The sequence below is a fragment of the Ramlibacter albus genome (assembly GCF_014297445.1).
In the GTDB taxonomy this organism is placed as follows: domain Bacteria; phylum Pseudomonadota; class Gammaproteobacteria; order Burkholderiales; family Burkholderiaceae_C; genus Ramlibacter; species Ramlibacter albus.
Map to the genome: position 1 here is coordinate 699,473 of NZ_JACORU010000001.1, position 14,853 is coordinate 714,325.

At 65.9% G+C, this 14,853-nt stretch carries 22 protein-coding genes; 5 read left to right on the forward strand and 17 right to left on the reverse strand.

Annotation, left to right across the window (positions count from 1 at the left end; all coding sequences use genetic code 11):
- Positions 1–9 precede the first annotated feature (9 nt).
- From H8R02_RS03210 to H8R02_RS03220, 3 genes are read left to right on the forward strand one after another with little or no spacing between them, the layout of a single operon-like run.
- The gene (locus H8R02_RS03210) at positions 10–1,242 is read left to right on the forward strand and encodes a CaiB/BaiF CoA transferase family protein (RefSeq protein ID WP_187079889.1); all 1,233 of its coding nucleotides are present in this window, start codon (positions 10–12) and stop codon (positions 1,240–1,242) included.
- Entirely contained in the window at positions 1,242–1,970 is a 729-nt protein-coding gene (locus H8R02_RS03215; protein WP_187079890.1) for an alpha/beta fold hydrolase, read from the forward strand. The genes H8R02_RS03210 and H8R02_RS03215 overlap by 1 nt, the downstream gene beginning before the upstream one ends.
- A 46-nt stretch (positions 1,971–2,016) precedes the next feature.
- Complete coding sequence (locus H8R02_RS03220; RefSeq protein WP_187079891.1) at positions 2,017–2,517, forward strand: TlpA disulfide reductase family protein; 501 nt, start codon at positions 2,017–2,019, stop codon at positions 2,515–2,517.
- A gap of 24 nt (positions 2,518–2,541) precedes the next feature.
- Here the strand turns inward: H8R02_RS03220 and H8R02_RS03225 are convergent, their stop codons facing one another.
- Positions 2,542–3,000: a c-type cytochrome gene (locus H8R02_RS03225; RefSeq protein WP_187079892.1), complete on the reverse strand. Its 459-nt coding sequence runs from the start codon at positions 2,998–3,000 to the stop codon at positions 2,542–2,544.
- Between the two features lie 159 nt (positions 3,001–3,159).
- Between H8R02_RS03225 and H8R02_RS03230 the strand changes: the two genes are divergently transcribed.
- Together H8R02_RS03230 and H8R02_RS03235 are read left to right on the forward strand one after the other, a co-directional pair.
- Positions 3,160–3,819 carry a cytochrome b/b6 domain-containing protein gene (locus H8R02_RS03230; RefSeq protein WP_187079893.1) on the forward strand — a complete coding sequence of 220 codons (660 nt, stop codon included), beginning with the start codon at positions 3,160–3,162 and terminating at the stop codon, positions 3,817–3,819.
- Between the two features lie 39 nt (positions 3,820–3,858).
- On the forward strand, positions 3,859–4,356 hold the full coding sequence (locus H8R02_RS03235; RefSeq protein WP_187079894.1) for a GNAT family N-acetyltransferase: 498 nt from the start codon (positions 3,859–3,861) through the stop codon (positions 4,354–4,356).
- Here the strand turns inward: H8R02_RS03235 and H8R02_RS03240 are convergent.
- From H8R02_RS03240 to rpsL, 16 genes are all read right to left on the reverse strand, one after another.
- Positions 4,353–4,862, reverse strand: a complete 510-nt coding sequence (locus H8R02_RS03240; protein ID WP_187079895.1) for a peroxiredoxin — start codon at positions 4,860–4,862, stop codon at positions 4,353–4,355. The genes H8R02_RS03235 and H8R02_RS03240 overlap by 4 nt on opposite strands.
- A 69-nt stretch (positions 4,863–4,931) precedes the next feature.
- Complete coding sequence (rpsQ, locus tag H8R02_RS03245) at positions 4,932–5,201, reverse strand: 30S ribosomal protein S17 (RefSeq protein WP_187079896.1); 270 nt, start codon at positions 5,199–5,201, stop codon at positions 4,932–4,934.
- A gap of 12 nt (positions 5,202–5,213) precedes the next feature.
- Complete coding sequence (gene rpmC, locus H8R02_RS03250) at positions 5,214–5,417, reverse strand: 50S ribosomal protein L29 (RefSeq protein ID WP_187079897.1); 204 nt, start codon at positions 5,415–5,417, stop codon at positions 5,214–5,216.
- A 16-nt stretch (positions 5,418–5,433) separates the two neighbouring features.
- Positions 5,434–5,850, reverse strand: coding sequence for a 50S ribosomal protein L16 (gene rplP, locus H8R02_RS03255; RefSeq protein ID WP_187079898.1), 417 nt, complete (start codon positions 5,848–5,850; stop codon positions 5,434–5,436).
- Between the two features lie 2 nt (positions 5,851–5,852).
- Positions 5,853–6,782, reverse strand: coding sequence for a 30S ribosomal protein S3 (rpsC, locus tag H8R02_RS03260; protein WP_187079899.1), 930 nt, complete (start codon positions 6,780–6,782; stop codon positions 5,853–5,855).
- 8 nt (positions 6,783–6,790) lie between these two features.
- On the reverse strand, positions 6,791–7,123 hold the full coding sequence (rplV, locus tag H8R02_RS03265) for a 50S ribosomal protein L22 (protein ID WP_187079900.1): 333 nt from the start codon (positions 7,121–7,123) through the stop codon (positions 6,791–6,793).
- 12 nt (positions 7,124–7,135) lie between these two features.
- Positions 7,136–7,414: a 30S ribosomal protein S19 gene (gene rpsS / locus H8R02_RS03270; RefSeq protein WP_187079901.1), complete on the reverse strand. Its 279-nt coding sequence runs from the start codon at positions 7,412–7,414 to the stop codon at positions 7,136–7,138.
- Between the two features lie 12 nt (positions 7,415–7,426).
- Complete coding sequence (rplB, locus tag H8R02_RS03275; protein WP_187079902.1) at positions 7,427–8,251, reverse strand: 50S ribosomal protein L2; 825 nt, start codon at positions 8,249–8,251, stop codon at positions 7,427–7,429.
- A gap of 2 nt (positions 8,252–8,253) precedes the next feature.
- Positions 8,254–8,571, reverse strand: coding sequence for a 50S ribosomal protein L23 (gene rplW / locus H8R02_RS03280; RefSeq protein ID WP_187079903.1), 318 nt, complete (start codon positions 8,569–8,571; stop codon positions 8,254–8,256).
- Positions 8,568–9,188: a 50S ribosomal protein L4 gene (gene rplD / locus H8R02_RS03285; RefSeq protein WP_187079904.1), complete on the reverse strand. Its 621-nt coding sequence runs from the start codon at positions 9,186–9,188 to the stop codon at positions 8,568–8,570. The genes rplW and rplD overlap by 4 nt, the downstream gene beginning before the upstream one ends.
- A 2-nt stretch (positions 9,189–9,190) precedes the next feature.
- Positions 9,191–9,883, reverse strand: coding sequence for a 50S ribosomal protein L3 (gene rplC / locus H8R02_RS03290; RefSeq protein ID WP_187079905.1), 693 nt, complete (start codon positions 9,881–9,883; stop codon positions 9,191–9,193).
- A 136-nt stretch (positions 9,884–10,019) separates the two neighbouring features.
- The gene (gene rpsJ / locus H8R02_RS03295) at positions 10,020–10,337 is read right to left on the reverse strand and encodes a 30S ribosomal protein S10 (protein ID WP_187079906.1); all 318 of its coding nucleotides are present in this window, start codon (positions 10,335–10,337) and stop codon (positions 10,020–10,022) included.
- Positions 10,338–10,339: 2 nt separating this feature from the next.
- Positions 10,340–11,530, reverse strand: a complete 1,191-nt coding sequence (gene tuf, locus H8R02_RS03300; RefSeq protein WP_187079907.1) for an elongation factor Tu — start codon at positions 11,528–11,530, stop codon at positions 10,340–10,342.
- A gap of 161 nt (positions 11,531–11,691) precedes the next feature.
- Positions 11,692–13,794, reverse strand: a complete 2,103-nt coding sequence (gene fusA, locus H8R02_RS03305) for an elongation factor G (RefSeq protein ID WP_187079908.1) — start codon at positions 13,792–13,794, stop codon at positions 11,692–11,694.
- A 69-nt stretch (positions 13,795–13,863) separates the two neighbouring features.
- A complete protein-coding gene (rpsG, locus tag H8R02_RS03310) occupies positions 13,864–14,334 on the reverse strand; it encodes a 30S ribosomal protein S7 (protein ID WP_187079909.1) in 471 nt (156 codons plus the stop codon).
- 141 nt (positions 14,335–14,475) lie between these two features.
- Positions 14,476–14,853 carry a 30S ribosomal protein S12 gene (gene rpsL / locus H8R02_RS03315; protein WP_027477404.1) on the reverse strand — a complete coding sequence of 126 codons (378 nt, stop codon included), beginning with the start codon at positions 14,851–14,853 and terminating at the stop codon, positions 14,476–14,478.

Sequence of the window (14,853 nt, forward strand, 5' to 3'; positions counted from 1 at the left end):
ATGGGGCGCATGAACGCACTGGATGGTGTTCGCGTCCTCGACCTCTCCCGCGTGCTCGCGGGCCCCTGGTGCACGCAGAACCTCGCCGACCTCGGCGCCGACGTCATCAAGGTCGAGCGGCCGGGCAGCGGCGACGACACGCGCGGCTGGGGGCCGCCCTTCCTGAAGGATGCGCAGGGGCAAGACCAGGACGCGGCGTACTACCTCGGCACGAACCGCAACAAGCGCTCGATCACCTGCGACATCTCGCGGCCCGAAGGCCAGGCGCTGGTGCGCGAGCTCGCGGCGAAGTGCGACATCTTCGTCGAGAACTACAAGGTCGGCGACATGGCGCGCTACCACCTCGACTACGCGTCGCTGCGCAAGGTGAACCCGCGGCTCGTCTACTGCAGCATCACCGGCTTCGGCCAGACCGGGCCCTACCGCGAGCGCGCCGGCTACGACTACGCGGCGCAAGGCATGGGCGGCCTCATGAGCATCACCGGCGAGCGCGACGACCTCGGCGGCGGCCCGCAGAAGGTGGGTGTGGCGGTGGCGGACCTCTTCACCGGGATGTATTCGACCGTGGCAGTGCTCGCCGCGCTCCGCCACGCGGAGCGCACGGGCGAAGGCCAGCACATCGACATGGCGCTGCTGGACTCGCAGGTGGCGATGCTGGCCAACCTCGGCGCAGCCTATCTCGTCAGCGGCAATGTGCCGGGCCGTGCGGGCAACGCGCACCAGAGCATCGTGCCGTACCAGGTGTTCGAGACCGCGCCCGCGGCCGATGGCCACAAGGACCACGTGATCCTCGCCGTGGGCAACGACGGGCAGTTCGCCAAGTTCTGCGAAGTGGCGGGGCGGCCCGAGCTCGCGGCGGACCCACGGTTCACGAAGAACCGCGACCGCGTGGCGAACCGCGGCGTGCTCATCCCGATCCTCGAGGAAATCTTCAAGACCCGGCGCAAGTACGACTGGCTCGAAGCGCTCGAGCGCGCGAAAGTGCCTTGCGGGGCGATCAACAACATCGCCGAGGTGTTCGAGGACCCGCACGTGATCCAGCGGCGCATGGTCAACGAGTGGACGCACCCGGTGAAGCTGGGCCTGCGCCTCGTCGCCAGCCCGATGAAGCTGTCCGGCACGTCGGTGCGCACCGACCGGCCGCCGCCGCTGCTCGGGCAGCACACCGACGAAGTGCTGGGCGAGGTGCTGGGCTGGGACGCGAGCCGCATCGCCGCGATGCGCGAAGGGAAGGTGATCTGATGGCGAACTTCGTCCTCGTGCATGGCGCCTGGCACGGCGCATGGTGCTGGCGCGACGTCGTTGCGCAGCTCGCGTCGCAAGGCCACCGCGTCCACGCCGTGAACCTCACGGGCGTGGGCGAGCGCGTGCACCTGATGTCGTCGCTGATCACGCTGGAGACGCACATCGCGGACGTCTCGAACACGATCGAAGCGAACGAGCTGCAGGACGTGGTCCTCGCGGTGCACTCGTATGCCGGCATGCTCGGCACCGCCATTGCCGACCGCATGGCGAGCCGGCTGAAGCACCTCGTTTATGTCGACGCGGTCGTGCCGCAGCCCGGCGAGAGCTGGAGCAGCATGCAGCCCAGCGCGACGCGGGAACAGCGGCTGGCCGCCGCGAGCGCGTCGAGCAACTTCAGTTTCCCGCCGGCGGACCCGGCTCTCTATGGCCTCGCCGGTGAACAGTACGAGTGGGTCAAGCGCCGCCAGGTGCCGCACCCGGGCCACACGTACACGGCCCCGCTGCAGTTCGACCCGGTGCGGGTTGCCAGCGTGCCGCGCACGTTCGTCGATTGCGTGCGGCCGCGGATGGCCACGATCGACGCGATCCGGCACCGGGTACGTGATCCAGGGTTCTGGGCCGGTACGTGGCAGGGCGCCCGCATCGTGGAACTGCAGACCGGCCACGACCCGATGGTCAGCGCGCCGGCCGACCTGGTGCGCGTCCTGCTCGAAGCCGCGGCTTGACCCCTGGCGAGCGGGAACGAAACCGCCGACCTAGAATCCGAGGGTCATGTTCCGCAGAACCGTCGTCGCCCTCGGGCTGGCCGCCCTCGCCGCCACCAGCGCCCTCCTTGCCGGCTGCTCGGCCGCGGACGCGGCGCCGCAGTCCACTTTCGTGCTGCTCGACGGCTCGAAGCAGACCACGCAGGAGCTGCGCGGCAAGGTGATGCTGGTGAACTTCTGGGCGACGAGCTGCACGACCTGCGTCGCGGAGATGCCCAGGATCGTATCGACCTACGAGAAGTTCAAGGGCAAGGGCTACGAGACGGTGGCGGTCGCCATGAGCTACGACCCGCCCTCCTACGTCGTGAACTACACCGAGACGCGCAAGCTGCCGTTCAAGGTCGCCATCGACAACACGGGCGCCGTCGCCAAGGCATGGGGCGACGTGCAGCTCACGCCCACGAGCTTCCTCGTGAACAAGAAGGGCGAGATCGTCAAGCGCTATGTGGGCGAGCCCGACTTCGCCGAGCTGCACCAGCTGATCGAAAAGCTGCTCGCCGAGGGCTGATCGCCTCCGGCGCCGCTGCGCGCCTCAATCCTTGCGGAAGGTGTCGTGGCAGGCCTTGCAGCTGCCCGAGTTCGGGCTCCACGCGGCTTTGAGGTTGTCCAGGCTGCCGGTCTTGGCGGCGGCTGCCAGCTTGGTGATCTCGTCGTGCAGGCGGTCCTGGCCCTGTTTGAACTTGGCGGCCTCGCTCCAGACCTCGGGCTTCGCTCTCGTCTCTCCCTTGTCCGTCCCCGGCCCGAATCCGGCAAAGGGTAGCGTGTGCACGACGCTGATGACGTCCGCGTGGCGCGCCGCCGCGGCGGCGTCATAGGGCGCACGGCCGTTGGCCATCGCACCGAGCGCGCCGAAGTGAGTTGCCAGCACGGTCATGGCCGACCGCCGGTACTTGATGGCGTCTTCCGGCTTCTGGAACGACTGCGCGAGCGCGGTGCCGGCCACACCCGCAACGAGGGTGGCGACGGCAAGCGAGACTGCAAACTTCTTCATGGGACTCCTTCTCCGGGTTCGGTTTGTCCGGCGTGTTGCCACAGCGGCTGACCGAGTATCGTGAAAAAAGTTCGCCGCCGCAGTGGGGCCTGCGGGAATTCACTAACATCTCGGCTCCGCGGCGTGGTTCGCGGCCAACACAGGAAAGGTGTCGCCCGCATGGCCACTCGCATCCGCGTCTGGGACCTCCCCACCCGTCTGTTCCACTGGGCACTCGTCGTGTGCGTCGTCATGCTCGTGGTGACCGGCTACAAGGGCGCGCTGGACTGGCATGCGCGGTTCGGTTATGCCGTGCTCACGCTGCTGCTGTTCCGGATCGTGTGGGGCATCGTCGGTGGGCACTGGTCGCGATTTGCGACTTTCTTCTACTCGCCGCGCAGCGTCCTCGCGTACCTGCGGGGCACGGCGCACCCGGACCACCTCGTGGGCCACAACCCGCTGGGCGCCGGCTCGGTGTTCGCGATGTTGCTCGTCCTGCTGGCGCAGGTCGCGACGGGGCTGGTCGGCGACGACGACAGCTCGTTCACGGGGCCGCTGAACAAGTTCGTGGCCACAAGCAAGGGGCTGGCCGCCACCTGGTACCACAAGCGCATCGGCCAGTGGCTGCTGCTCGCCCTCGTGGTGCTGCACATCGGCGCCGTGCTCTATTACCTGGTCAAGAAGGACAACAACCTGGTGCGGCCGATGCTGTCCGGGGACAAGGAGGTTGCGCACGAGGCACGTTCGTCGCGCGACGACATGGCGTCCCGCCTTGTCGCGGCAGTGATCCTGGCCGTGTGTGGGGGCGCCGTCTGGTGGCTGGTGTCGCTGGGCGGGTAGGCGGTAAACTCCGTCGTCCCAGGGCTACCCCTCCCGCCTGTGGACACTGCACCTTCGCCTCTTGTCGAGCTGATCACGCCCACCCGACCGCACGAGCTCGACCTCGTGCGCGAGATCTTCCAGGAATACGCCCGAGGGCTGGGCGTCGACCTCTGTTTCCAGCAATTCGACCAGGAGCTCGCCGGCCTGCCCGGCGACTACGCGGCCCCGCGCGGCGCGCTGCTGCTGGCGTACGTGGACGGTGAAGTGGCTGGTTGCGTGGCCCTGCGCCCGATCGATTCGGTGGACTACGCGAACGCCGCGGAGATGAAGCGCCTCTACGTGCGCAAGGCTTTCCGCGGCTTCGGGCTCGGCCGGCAGCTGGCCGAGCGCGCGCTCGACGCGGCGCGGGCGGCCGGCTACGACTGCGTGCTGCTCGACACGCTCGACGACATGGAAGCAGCCCGCGCCCTCTACGAGGAGCTGGGGTTCGAGGAGATCCCTCCCTACTACCACAACCCCATCGCGGGGGCGCACTACCTCAAGGCGGATCTCTAGGCGCCGCCCGCCTGCTTGAGCATCGTCGCGGCGTCGCTCACCTCGAACTTGCCGGGTGCTTCGACGTTCAGCGATGCGACCTTGCCGTCCTTCACCAGCATCGAGCTGCGCTGGATGCGCGTGCCCATGCCGCGGGCGTTGAGGTCGAGGGTGAGGCCCGTGGCCTTGGCGAAATCGGCGCTGCCGTCGGCCAGCATGCGCACCTTGCCGTTGCTCTTCTGGTCGCGTGCCCAGGCGCCCATCACGTGCGCATCGTTGACGCTCACGCACCAGATCTCGTCGACGCCGGCCTTCTTCAGGTCGTCGAACTTCTCGATGTAGCCCGGCACGTGCTTGGCCGAGCAGGTGGGCGTGAAAGCGCCGGGCAGCGCGAACAGCGCGATGGTCTTGCCCTTGGCCGCTTCGCGCACCTTCACCGGGTTCGGGCCGATGCTGCAGCCGTTGCCTTCGACCTCGGAAAACTCCTGCAGGGTCACGTCGGGAAGCTCGTCTCCAACCTTGATCATCGCTTGGCTCCAAAAAGAAAAACGGCCCACATTGTGAGCCGTTTTTGCTTGCTTGCGCAGCAGCGAGGGTTAAACCTCGACCGCCTTCTCGACCAGGCGGGTCGCAACCCAGTTCTTGGTCTTGGAGATCGGCTTGCTTTCCTGGATCTCGATGATGTCGCCCGTGTGGTACTCGCCCTTTTCGTCATGGGCGTGGTACTTGGACGACTTGATCACGATCTTGCCGTACAGCGCGTGCTTCACGCGGCGCTCCACCAGGACCGTCACGGTCTTGGCGCGCTTGTCGCTCACCACCTTGCCGATCAAGGTGCGCTTGAGGGAGGTCTTGGCTTCCGTCATGTTCGCTCCTGATTACTTGGCGGATTCCGCACGCTTTTGCGCCAGGATGGTCTTGGCGCGGGCGATGTCGCGGCGCGTGACGCGCAGCGATGCGGTGTTGTTGAGTTGTTGCGTGGCCTTCTGCATGCGCAGGCCGAAGTGGGCCTTCTGCAGGTCCTTCACTTCCTGTTCCACGGCGGCGGCGTCCTTGTTGCGCAGATCAGCAGCTTTGGTCATTTCCGTCATCTCCTGATCAGGCGCCGATCTGGCGCGCAACGAACGTGGTGCGCAGCGGCAGCTTGGCAGCGGCCAGCTTGAACGCCTCGCGCGCGAGCTCCTCGGGCACGCCGACGATCTCGTACAGCACCTTGCCCGGCTGGATCTCGGCCACGTAGTACTCGGGGTTGCCCTTGCCGTTACCCATCCGCACCTCGGCGGGCTTCTGGGAGATCGGCTTGTCGGGGAACACGCGGATCCAGATGCGGCCGCCACGCTTGACGTGACGGGAGATGGCACGACGTGCCGCCTCGATCTGGCGCGCCGTCAGGCGGCCGCGATCGGTCGACTTCAGGCCGAAGTCACCGAAAGCCACCGAGTTGCCCCGGGTGGCGATGCCGGTGTTGCGGCCCTTCTGCTCCTTGCGGAATTTCCGGCGAGCGGGTTGCAGCATGTTTACTCTCCTTTACCGTCGGCCGGGGCCGGCGCGGCTGCCTTGCGGGCGACGCGCTTAACGGTAGATTTCGGCGCGTCGGACGGCGCGCCTGCGGTTGCTTCTTGCGGCTTGTCGGAGCCGTCGGTGGGCGCAGCGGTGGTGCCTGCAGCGTCGCGGCGCGGGCCGCCACGGCCGCCGCCGGGGCCGCCACGGCCGCCGCCAGGGCCGCCACGGCGGTCGCCGTCACGGCGCGGGCCACGCGGGCCACGGCGCTCTTCGCCCTCGGGGCGCGGCGTGCTGTCCAGGGACGGCACGTCCGTGCGGCCGAGCGTGTCGCCCTTGTAGACCCACACCTTCACGCCGATCACGCCGTACGTCGTCTTGGCTTCGGAGAAGCCGTAGTCGATGTCGGCACGCAGGGTGTGAAGCGGCACGCGGCCTTCGCGGTACCACTCGGTGCGGGCGATCTCGATGCCGTTCAGGCGGCCCGACGACATGATCTTGATGCCCTGGGCACCGAGGCGCATGGCGTTCTGCATCGCGCGCTTCATCGCGCGGCGGAACATGATGCGCTTCTCGAGCTGCTGGGTGATGCTGTCGGCGATCAGCTGGGCATCGACTTCGGGCTTGCGCACTTCCTCGATGTTGACCGCGACCGGCACGCCCAGGCGGGTGGCGAGTTCCTTCTTCAGGTTCTCGATGTCCTCGCCCTTCTTGCCGATCACCACGCCCGGGCGGGCGGAGTAGATCGTGATGCGCGCGTTCTTGGCCGGGCGCTCGATCAGCACGCGGCTGACGGCGGCGTTCTTCAGCTTGGTCTTGAGGTACTCGCGAACCTTGATGTCCTCGGCGAGCATGTCGCCGAAGTTGCGGTTGTTGGCGTACCAGCGGCTGTTCCACGCGCGGGTGACCGCGAGGCGGAAGCCGGTCGGATGGATCTTCTGTCCCATGTTCTTCCTCAGTTCCCGACGGTCACGTACACGTGGCACGTGGGCTTGCTGATGCGGTTGCCGCGGCCCTTGGCGCGCGCCGTGAAGCGCTTGAGCGTGGTGCCCTGCTCGACGTAGATGGTCTTGACCTTCAGTTCGTCGATGTCGACGCCGTCGTTGTGCTCGGCGTTCGCGATCGCGGACTCCAGCACCTTCTTGACGATGACGGCACCCTTCTTCTGGGTGAAGTTCAGGATGTTCAGCGCCTGGTCCACCTTCTTGCCGCGGATCAGGTCGGCCACGAGGCGGCCCTTGTCCACGGACAGGCGCACGCCGCGCAGGACTGCACGAGTTTCAGCCATGATTGTTCATCCTCACTTCTTCACGACCTTCTTGTCGGCCGGGTGACCCTTGAAGGTCCGCGTGAGCGCGAATTCGCCCAGCTTGTGGCCGACCATCTGGTCGGTGATGTACACGGGAACGTGCTGCTTGCCGTTGTGCACGGCGATCGTCAGCCCGATGAATTCGGGCAGGATCATGGAGCGGCGCGACCAGGTCTTGATCGGCTTCTTGTCCTTGGTGGACACGGCCTTGTCGACCTTCGCCTGCAGGTGGTAGTCGACGAAGGGGCCTTTTTTCAGAGAACGAGTCATTGTGTCGACCCCTTACTTCTTGCGGCGCGAGACGATGAACGTCTGCGTCCGCTTGTTGGCACGAGTGCGGTAACCCTTGGTCAGGTTGCCCCACGGATCGACCGGCGGCTTGCCCGTGCCGGTGCGGCCTTCGCCGCCGCCGTGCGGGTGGTCGATCGGGTTCATCGCGACGCCGCGCACCGTCGGGCGGATGCCCATGTGGCGCTTGACGCCGGCCTTGCCGAGCTGGCGCAGGCTGTGCTCTTCGTTGGCGACTTCGCCGATGGTGGCGCGGCACTCGATGTGGATCTTGCGGACCTCACCGGAGCGCATGCGGACCTGGGCGTAGGTGCCTTCGCGGGCCAGCAGCGTGGCCGACGTGCCGGCCGAACGCGCGATCTGCGCGCCCTTGCCGGGCTGCAGCTCGATGCAGTGGATCGTGGAACCCACCGGGATGTTGCGGATCGGCAGCGTGTTGCCCGCGCGGATCGGCGCCTCGGCGCCCGACATCAGCTGCGCGCCCACTTCCAGGCCGCGCGGCGCGATGATGTAGCGGCGCTCGCCGTCGGCGTACACCACCAGGGCGATGTGGGCCGTGCGGTTCGGGTCGTACTCGATGCGCTCCACCTTCGCCGGGACGCCGTCCTTGTTGCGGACGAAATCGACCACGCGGTAGTGGTGCTTGTTGCCGCCGCCACGGTGACGCACCGTGATGTGGCCGTTGTTGTTGCGGCCGGCCTTCTGGAACTGCGGCTCCAGCAGGGGCGCGTACGGCTCACCCTTGTACAGGTGGTCGCGCGAGATCTTCACGACGGCGCGCTGGCCGGCGGAAGTCGGTTTCATCTTGATGACAGCCATGATTACGCGGCCTCCCCGGAGAAGTTCAGCTCCTGGCCGGGCTTGAGCGTCACGTACGCCTTGCGCACGTTGTCGCGGCGGCCGACCGAGCGGCCGAAGCGCTTCTGCTTGCCCTTGGTGTTGACCACCGAGACGCCCTTGACTTCCACCTTGAACATCAGTTCGACGGCGGCCTTGATCTCGGGCTTGGTGGCGTCCTGCAGGACCTTGAACGTGACGGCGTTGGTCTTGTCGGCAACATGGGTTGCCTTCTCCGAGACGATCGGAGCGACCAGCACGGCCATCAGGCGGCCCTCGTCGTACTTCTTGGGAGCGCTCATGCGAACATCTCCTTGAGCTTGTCGATCGCGCCCTTGGTGACGAGCACTTTCTTGTAATGCACCAGACTCAGCGGGTCGGCGTAACGCGGCTCGACGACGAGCACGTTCGCGAGGTTGCGCGAGGCCAGGTACAGGTTTTCATCGACTTCGTCGGCGATCACCATCACCGACTCCAGGTTCATCTGCTTGAACCGGGCGGCCAGCTGCTTGGTCTTGGGGCTGTCGAGCTTGAGGCTGTCGACCACCGCGATGCGACCTTCGCGAGCGAGCTGGGAGAAGATGGACGCCATGCCGGCGCGGTACATCTTCTTGTTGATCTTCTGGGTGAAGTTCTCTTCCGGGCTGTTCGGGAAGATGCGGCCGCCCCCGCGCCACAGCGGCGACGAGGTCATGCCGGCGCGGGCGCGGCCCGTGCCCTTCTGGCGGAACGGCTTCTTGGTCGAGTGCTTGACCATCTCGCGGTCCTTCTGCGCGCGCGTGCCTTGACGCGCGTTCGCCTGGAAGGCCACCACGATCTGGTGCACCAGCGCTTCGTTGTATTCGCGGCCGAAGACGGTCTCGGGCGCGTCAACCTTGGAAGAGGGCTGGCCTTGCTCGTTCAGGAGTTCGAGTTGCATGGTTACTTCGCTCCCTTCGCCGAGGAATTACCAGCAGCCTGCGGCTGGGCCTTGACGGCAGGACGCACGGTCACGAAGCCGTTCTTGGCGCCGGGGACCGCGCCCTTGACCAGCAACAGCTGGCGGGCTTCGTCCACGCGGATCACGTCGAGGTTCTGGGTGGTGACGGTCACGTCGCCCATGTGGCCCGACATGCGCTTGCCCGGGAACACGCGGCCCGGGTCCTGGGCCATCGAGATGGAGCCCGGGACGTTGTGCGAGCGGCTGTTACCGTGGGAGGCGCGCTGCGAACCGAAGTTGTGGCGCTTGATGGTGCCCATGAAGCCCTTGCCGATGCTGGTGCCCTGCACGTCGACCTTCTGGCCGGCGGCGAACAGGTCCTGCACCGGGACGGTGGCACCGGCGGCGTACTTGCCGGCGGTGTCGGCGTCGACACGGAATTCCTGGATGATTTCACCGGGCTCGACCTTCGCCTTGGCGAGGTGGCCGGCGAGCGGCTTGGTGACGCGCGAGGCCTTGCGCGCACCGAACGTGACCTGCAGGGCCACGTAGCCGTCGTTGTCTTGGGTCTTGACCTGGGAGACACGGTTGTTGGACACGTCCAGCACCGTCACCGGCACGGCATCGCCGTCGTCGGTGAAGATGCGCATCATGCCCACCTTCCGGCCCAGCAACCCGAGGCTGCTCAAGCTCATGTTGTTACTCCGTTGCTCTCGCCGCGCCTGCTGCAATTGGCCTGCGCGTTTGGGTTACGAGAGAGGGTTGATAAAAAGCTCCGCGCACCCGTAGGCACGCGGAGCCCAAAATTATAGCAGTGATCCTACGGACGAGTTACTGCAGCTTGATTTCCACGTCCACGCCGGCCGGCAGGTCCAGCTTCATCAGGGCGTCGACCGTCTTGTCGGTCGGGTCGACGATGTCCATCAGGCGCTGGTGGGTGCGGATCTCGAACTGGTCGCGGCTCGACTTGTTGACGTGCGGCGAGCGCAGGATGTCGAAGCGCTTCATGCGCGTCGGCAGGGGCACGGGGCCCTTGACGACGGCGCCCGTGCGCTTGGCCGTGTCGACGATTTCCGCGGCGGACTGGTCGATCAGCTTGTAATCGAAGGCCTTCAGGCGGATGCGGATCTTCTGTTGTTTGTCGGCCATGATTACTCCATGATCTTGGCGACGACGCCGGCGCCGACGGTCTTGCCGCCTTCACGGATGGCGAAGCGCAGGCCTTCTTCCATGGCGATCGGGGCGATCAGCTTGACCGTGATCGTCACGTTGTCGCCGGGCATGACCATTTCCTTGTCCTTCGGCAGCTCGATCGAGCCGGTGACGTCGGTCGTGCGGAAGTAGAACTGCGGGCGGTAGTTGTTGAAGAACGGCGTGTGGCGGCCGCCCTCGTCCTTGGACAGGACATACACCTCGGCCGTGAAGTGCGTGTGCGGCTTGATGGAGCCGGGCTTGCACAGCACCTGGCCGCGCTCGACTTCTTCACGCTTCGTGCCGCGCAGCAGGATACCCACGTTGTCGCCAGCCTGGCCCTGGTCCAGCAGCTTGCGGAACATCTCGACGCCCGTGCAGGTGGTCTTGAGCGTCGGCTTGATGCCCACGATCTCGATTTCCTCGCCGACCTTGATGATGCCGCGCTCGACACGGCCCGTCACCACGGTGCCGCGGCCGGAGATGGAGAACACGTCTTCCACCGGCATCAGGAACGCGCCGTCGATGGCACGCTCAGGGGTGGGGATGTAGGTGTCCAGCGCATCGGCCAGCTTCATGATGGCCTGCTCGCCCAGCGCGCCCTTGTCGCCTTCCATGGCCAGCTTGGCGCTGCCGTGGATGATGGGCGTGTCGTCGCCGGGGAATTCGTACTTGGAGAGCAGCTCGCGCACTTCCATCTCGACCAGCTCCAGCAGCTCGGCGTCATCGACCATGTCGCACTTGTTCAGGAACACGATGATGTAGGGCACGCCCACCTGGCGGGCCAGCAGGATGTGCTCGCGCGTCTGGGGCATCGGGCCGTCAGCGGCCGACACCACCAGGATGGCGCCGTCCATCTGGGCGGCGCCGGTGATCATGTTCTTCACGTAGTCGGCGTGGCCCGGGCAGTCCACGTGCGCGTAGTGGCGGTTGGCCGTCTCGTACTCGACGTGCGCGGTGTTGATCGTGATGCCGCGCGCCTTTTCTTCCGGAGCCGCGTCGATCTGGTCGTACGCCTTGGCTTCGCCGCCGAACTTGGTCGACAGCACGGTGGTGATCGCCGCGGTCAGCGTCGTCTTGCCGTGGTCCACGTGGCCGATCGTGCCGACGTTGACGTGCGGCTTGGTCCGCTCGAATTTGCCTTTTGCCATGTCTTTTCCTTGAAAGAGCAATGCCGGTGTATTGGTTTTAGGTCTGCACTGCGGTGCTTGTTCCCTCGCCAACCGGCAACGAGGGGCCCGCAGTCGCAGACCGAACTCTTGATCAGAGGGGACAGTGCAACCGCTTCGCTTGTTGGTCTGTCCCCATGCACTTACTTTGTACGCGCGGCGATGATGGCTTCAGCCACGTTCTTCGGAGCTTCGCTGTAGTGCTTGAACTCCATCGTGTACGTGGCACGGCCCTGCGACATCGAGCGCAGCGTCGTGGAGTAGCCGAACATCTCGGAGAGGGGAACCTCCGCCTTGATGATCTTGCCGCCGCCGGGCATGTCTTCCATGCCCTGCACCATGCCGCGGCGGGACGACAGGTCGCCCATCACGCTGCCGGCATAGTCTTCCGGCGTCTCGACTTCCACGGCCATCATCGGCTCGAGGATCACGGGCGAAGCCTTCTTCGCGCCTTCCTTGAAGCCGAAGATGGCGGCCATCTTGAACGCCTGCTCCGACGAGTCCACTTCGTGGTACGAACCGAAGGTCAGCGTGACCTTCACGTCCACGACCGGGTAGCCGGCCATCACGCCGGAGTTGAGCGCCTCGACGACGCCCTTCTCCACCGCGGGGATGTACTCGCGCGGCACCACGCCGCCCTTGATGGCGTCGACGAATTCGAAGCCCTTGCCGGTTTCGTTCGGCTCGAGCGTGAACACGACGTGGCCGTACTGGCCCTTGCCGCCGGACTGGCGCACGAACTTGCCTTCGGTGTCGACGACCTTCTTGCGGATGGTCTCGCGGTACGCCACCTGCGGCTTGCCGACGTTGGCTTCCACGCCGAACTCGCGCTTCATGCGGTCGACGATGATTTCCAGGTGCAGCTCGCCCATGCCGGCGATGATGGTCTGGCCCGACTCTTCGTCCGTCTTGACGCGGAACGACGGGTCCTCGGCGGCCAGGCGGGACAGGGCGATGCCCATCTTTTCCTGGTCGGCCTTGGTCTTGGGCTCCACGGCCTGCGCGATCACGGGCTCGGGGAACACCATGCGCTCGAGCGTCACGATCGAGTTCGGGTCGCACAGCGTCTCGCCGGTCGTCACGTCCTTCAGGCCCACGCAGGCGGCGATGTCGCCGGCGCGGATCTCTTCGACTTCCTGGCGGTTGTTGGCGTGCATCTGCACGATACGGCCGATGCGCTCCTTCTTGCCGCGCACCGGGTTGTACACGCTGTCGCCCTTGGACAGCACGCCCGAGTACACGCGCACGAACGTGAGCTGGCCCACGAACGGGTCGGTCATCAGCTTGAACGCCAGCGCCGAGAACTTCTCGTTGTCGTCGGCCTTGCGGCTGACGGGCTGCTCGTCTTCATCCGTGCCGGCAACCGGCGGGATGTCGATGGGCGACGGCATCAGTTCGATGACGGCGTCGAGCATGCGCTGCACGCCCTTGTTCTTGAACGCGGTGCCGCACAGCATCGGCTGGATTTCGCCGGCGATGGTGCGCGAGCGCAGGCCCTGGGTGATCTCGGCTTCCGTCAGGTCGCCTTCTTCCAGGTACTTGTTCATCAGCTCTTCGTTGGCCTCGGCAGCCGCCTCGACCATCTTCTCGCGCCACTCCTTGGCGGTCTCGAGCAGGTCGGCCGGGATTTCCTCGAAGGTGAACTTCATGCCCTGGGACGCTTCGTCCCAGATGATGGCCTTCATCTTGCGCAGGTCCACCACGCCGGTGAACTTGTCCTCGGCGCCGATCGGGATGACGATGGGCACGGGGTTGGCCTTCAGGCGCGCCTTCATCTGGTCGTAGACCTTGTAGAAGTTGGCGCCGGTGCGGTCCATCTTGTTGACGAACGCGAGGCGCGGCACCTTGTACTTGTTGGCCTGGCGCCAGACCGTCTCGGACTGGGGCTGCACGCCGCCCACGGCGCAGTAGACCATGCAGGCGCCGTCCAGCACGCGCATGGAACGCTCCACCTCGATGGTGAAGTCCACGTGGCCGGGGGTGTCGATGATGTTGATGCGGTGCTCGGGGAAGGACATGTCCATGCCCTTCCAGAAGCAGGTGGTGGCGGCCGACGTGATCGTGATGCCGCGCTCCTGCTCCTGCTCCATCCAGTCCATCGTGGCGGCGCCGTCGTGCACTTCGCCGATCTTGTGGTTCACACCGGTGTAGAAAAGGATGCGCTCGGTCGTGGTCGTCTTGCCGGCGTCGATGTGCGCGGAGATACCGATGTTGCGGTACCGCTCGATGGGCGTTTTGCGGGCCATGATGGTCTTTCAGTTCAATGGGGAACGGCCCGCTCGTGGCGGGCCCGCTCCACTGGATTGGGACGGTTCTTAGAAGCGGAAGTGGCTGAAGGCCTTGTTGGCCTCGGCCATGCGATGGACTTCGTCGCGCTTCTTCATGGCGCCGCCGCGTCCTTCGGTGGCTTCCATGAGTTCGTTGGCCAGGCGCTGGGCCATGGACTTCTCGCCGCGCTTCTTGGCGGCTTCCTTCAGCCAGCGCATGGACAGCGCCAGACGGCGCACGGGGCGAACTTCCACCGGCACCTGGTAGTTGGCGCCGCCCACCCGGCGCGACTTCACTTCGACCATCGGCTTGACGTTGTTGATCGCGATGGTGAAGGTCTCGAGCGGGTCCTTGCCCGACTTCTTCTCGATCTGCTCGAGCGCGCCGTACACGATGCGCTCGGCGACCGCCTTCTTGCCGCCTTGCATGATCACGTTCATGAACTTGGCGAGCTCGACATTGCCGAACTTGGGATCCGGCAGGATTTCACGTTTAGGGACTTCACGACGACGCGGCATTTCAATTCACCTCTCAATTTGCTTCAGCTGGCCTCTGGGGCCCAGGGAGCCATCCTGGCTACCCGCTTACTCGACCCGAAAGTGGGTCACTACGCTCGATTCGCCTGCCGAGGCGTTCGAGCACCGACAAACGAAAACTTATCAGGCCTTCTTCGGGCGCTTGGCGCCGTACTTGGAGCGGGCCTGCTTGCGATCCTTGACGCCTTGCAGGTCAAGCGAACCGCGCACGATGTGGTAACGCACACCGGGCAGGTCCTTCACGCGGCCGCCGCGCACGAGCACAACGCTGTGCTCCTGCAGGTTGTGGCCTTCGCCGCCGATGTACGAGATGACCTCGAAGCCATTCGTGAGGCGCACCTTGGCGACTTTACGAAGGGCCGAGTTCGGCTTCTTCGGCGTCGTGGTGTACACGCGGGTGCACACGCCCCGACGCTGCGGGCTGTTCTGCATCGCGGGGGACTTGGACTTGGTCTTTTCGACCTCCCGCCCCTGACGCACGAGTTGGTTGATGGTTGGCAT

Bases quoted from the DNA above. Each gene is read 5' to 3' on its own strand.
- H8R02_RS03215 (WP_187079890.1), top strand. From the start codon at position 1,242: ATGGCGAACTTCGTCCTCGTGCATGGCGCCTGGCACGGCGCATGGTGC.
- rplC (WP_187079905.1), bottom strand. From the start codon at position 9,883: ATGAGCTTGAGCAGCCTCGGGTTGCTGGGCCGGAAGGTGGGCATGATG.
- H8R02_RS03210 (WP_187079889.1), top strand. From the start codon at position 10: ATGAACGCACTGGATGGTGTTCGCGTCCTCGACCTCTCCCGCGTGCTC.
- rplV (WP_187079900.1), bottom strand. From the start codon at position 7,123: ATGGCTGAAACTCGTGCAGTCCTGCGCGGCGTGCGCCTGTCCGTGGAC.
- fusA (WP_187079908.1), bottom strand. From the start codon at position 13,794: ATGGCCCGCAAAACGCCCATCGAGCGGTACCGCAACATCGGTATCTCC.
- rplP (WP_187079898.1), bottom strand. From the start codon at position 5,850: ATGCTGCAACCCGCTCGCCGGAAATTCCGCAAGGAGCAGAAGGGCCGC.
- H8R02_RS03225 (WP_187079892.1), bottom strand. From the start codon at position 3,000: ATGAAGAAGTTTGCAGTCTCGCTTGCCGTCGCCACCCTCGTTGCGGGT.
- rpsJ (WP_187079906.1), bottom strand. From the start codon at position 10,337: ATGGCCGACAAACAACAGAAGATCCGCATCCGCCTGAAGGCCTTCGAT.
- rpsS (WP_187079901.1), bottom strand. From the start codon at position 7,414: ATGACTCGTTCTCTGAAAAAAGGCCCCTTCGTCGACTACCACCTGCAG.
- rplW (WP_187079903.1), bottom strand. From the start codon at position 8,571: ATGAGCGCTCCCAAGAAGTACGACGAGGGCCGCCTGATGGCCGTGCTG.
- rplB (WP_187079902.1), bottom strand. From the start codon at position 8,251: ATGGCTGTCATCAAGATGAAACCGACTTCCGCCGGCCAGCGCGCCGTC.
- H8R02_RS03220 (WP_187079891.1), top strand. From the start codon at position 2,017: ATGTTCCGCAGAACCGTCGTCGCCCTCGGGCTGGCCGCCCTCGCCGCC.
- H8R02_RS03230 (WP_187079893.1), top strand. From the start codon at position 3,160: ATGGCCACTCGCATCCGCGTCTGGGACCTCCCCACCCGTCTGTTCCAC.
- tuf (WP_187079907.1), bottom strand. From the start codon at position 11,530: ATGGCAAAAGGCAAATTCGAGCGGACCAAGCCGCACGTCAACGTCGGC.
- rpsL (WP_027477404.1), bottom strand. From the start codon at position 14,853: ATGCCAACCATCAACCAACTCGTGCGTCAGGGGCGGGAGGTCGAAAAG.
- rpsQ (WP_187079896.1), bottom strand. From the start codon at position 5,201: ATGACGGAAGCCAAGACCTCCCTCAAGCGCACCTTGATCGGCAAGGTG.
- rplD (WP_187079904.1), bottom strand. From the start codon at position 9,188: ATGCAACTCGAACTCCTGAACGAGCAAGGCCAGCCCTCTTCCAAGGTT.
- rpsC (WP_187079899.1), bottom strand. From the start codon at position 6,782: ATGGGACAGAAGATCCATCCGACCGGCTTCCGCCTCGCGGTCACCCGC.
- H8R02_RS03240 (WP_187079895.1), bottom strand. From the start codon at position 4,862: ATGATCAAGGTTGGAGACGAGCTTCCCGACGTGACCCTGCAGGAGTTT.
- rpsG (WP_187079909.1), bottom strand. From the start codon at position 14,334: ATGCCGCGTCGTCGTGAAGTCCCTAAACGTGAAATCCTGCCGGATCCC.
- rpmC (WP_187079897.1), bottom strand. From the start codon at position 5,417: ATGACCAAAGCTGCTGATCTGCGCAACAAGGACGCCGCCGCCGTGGAA.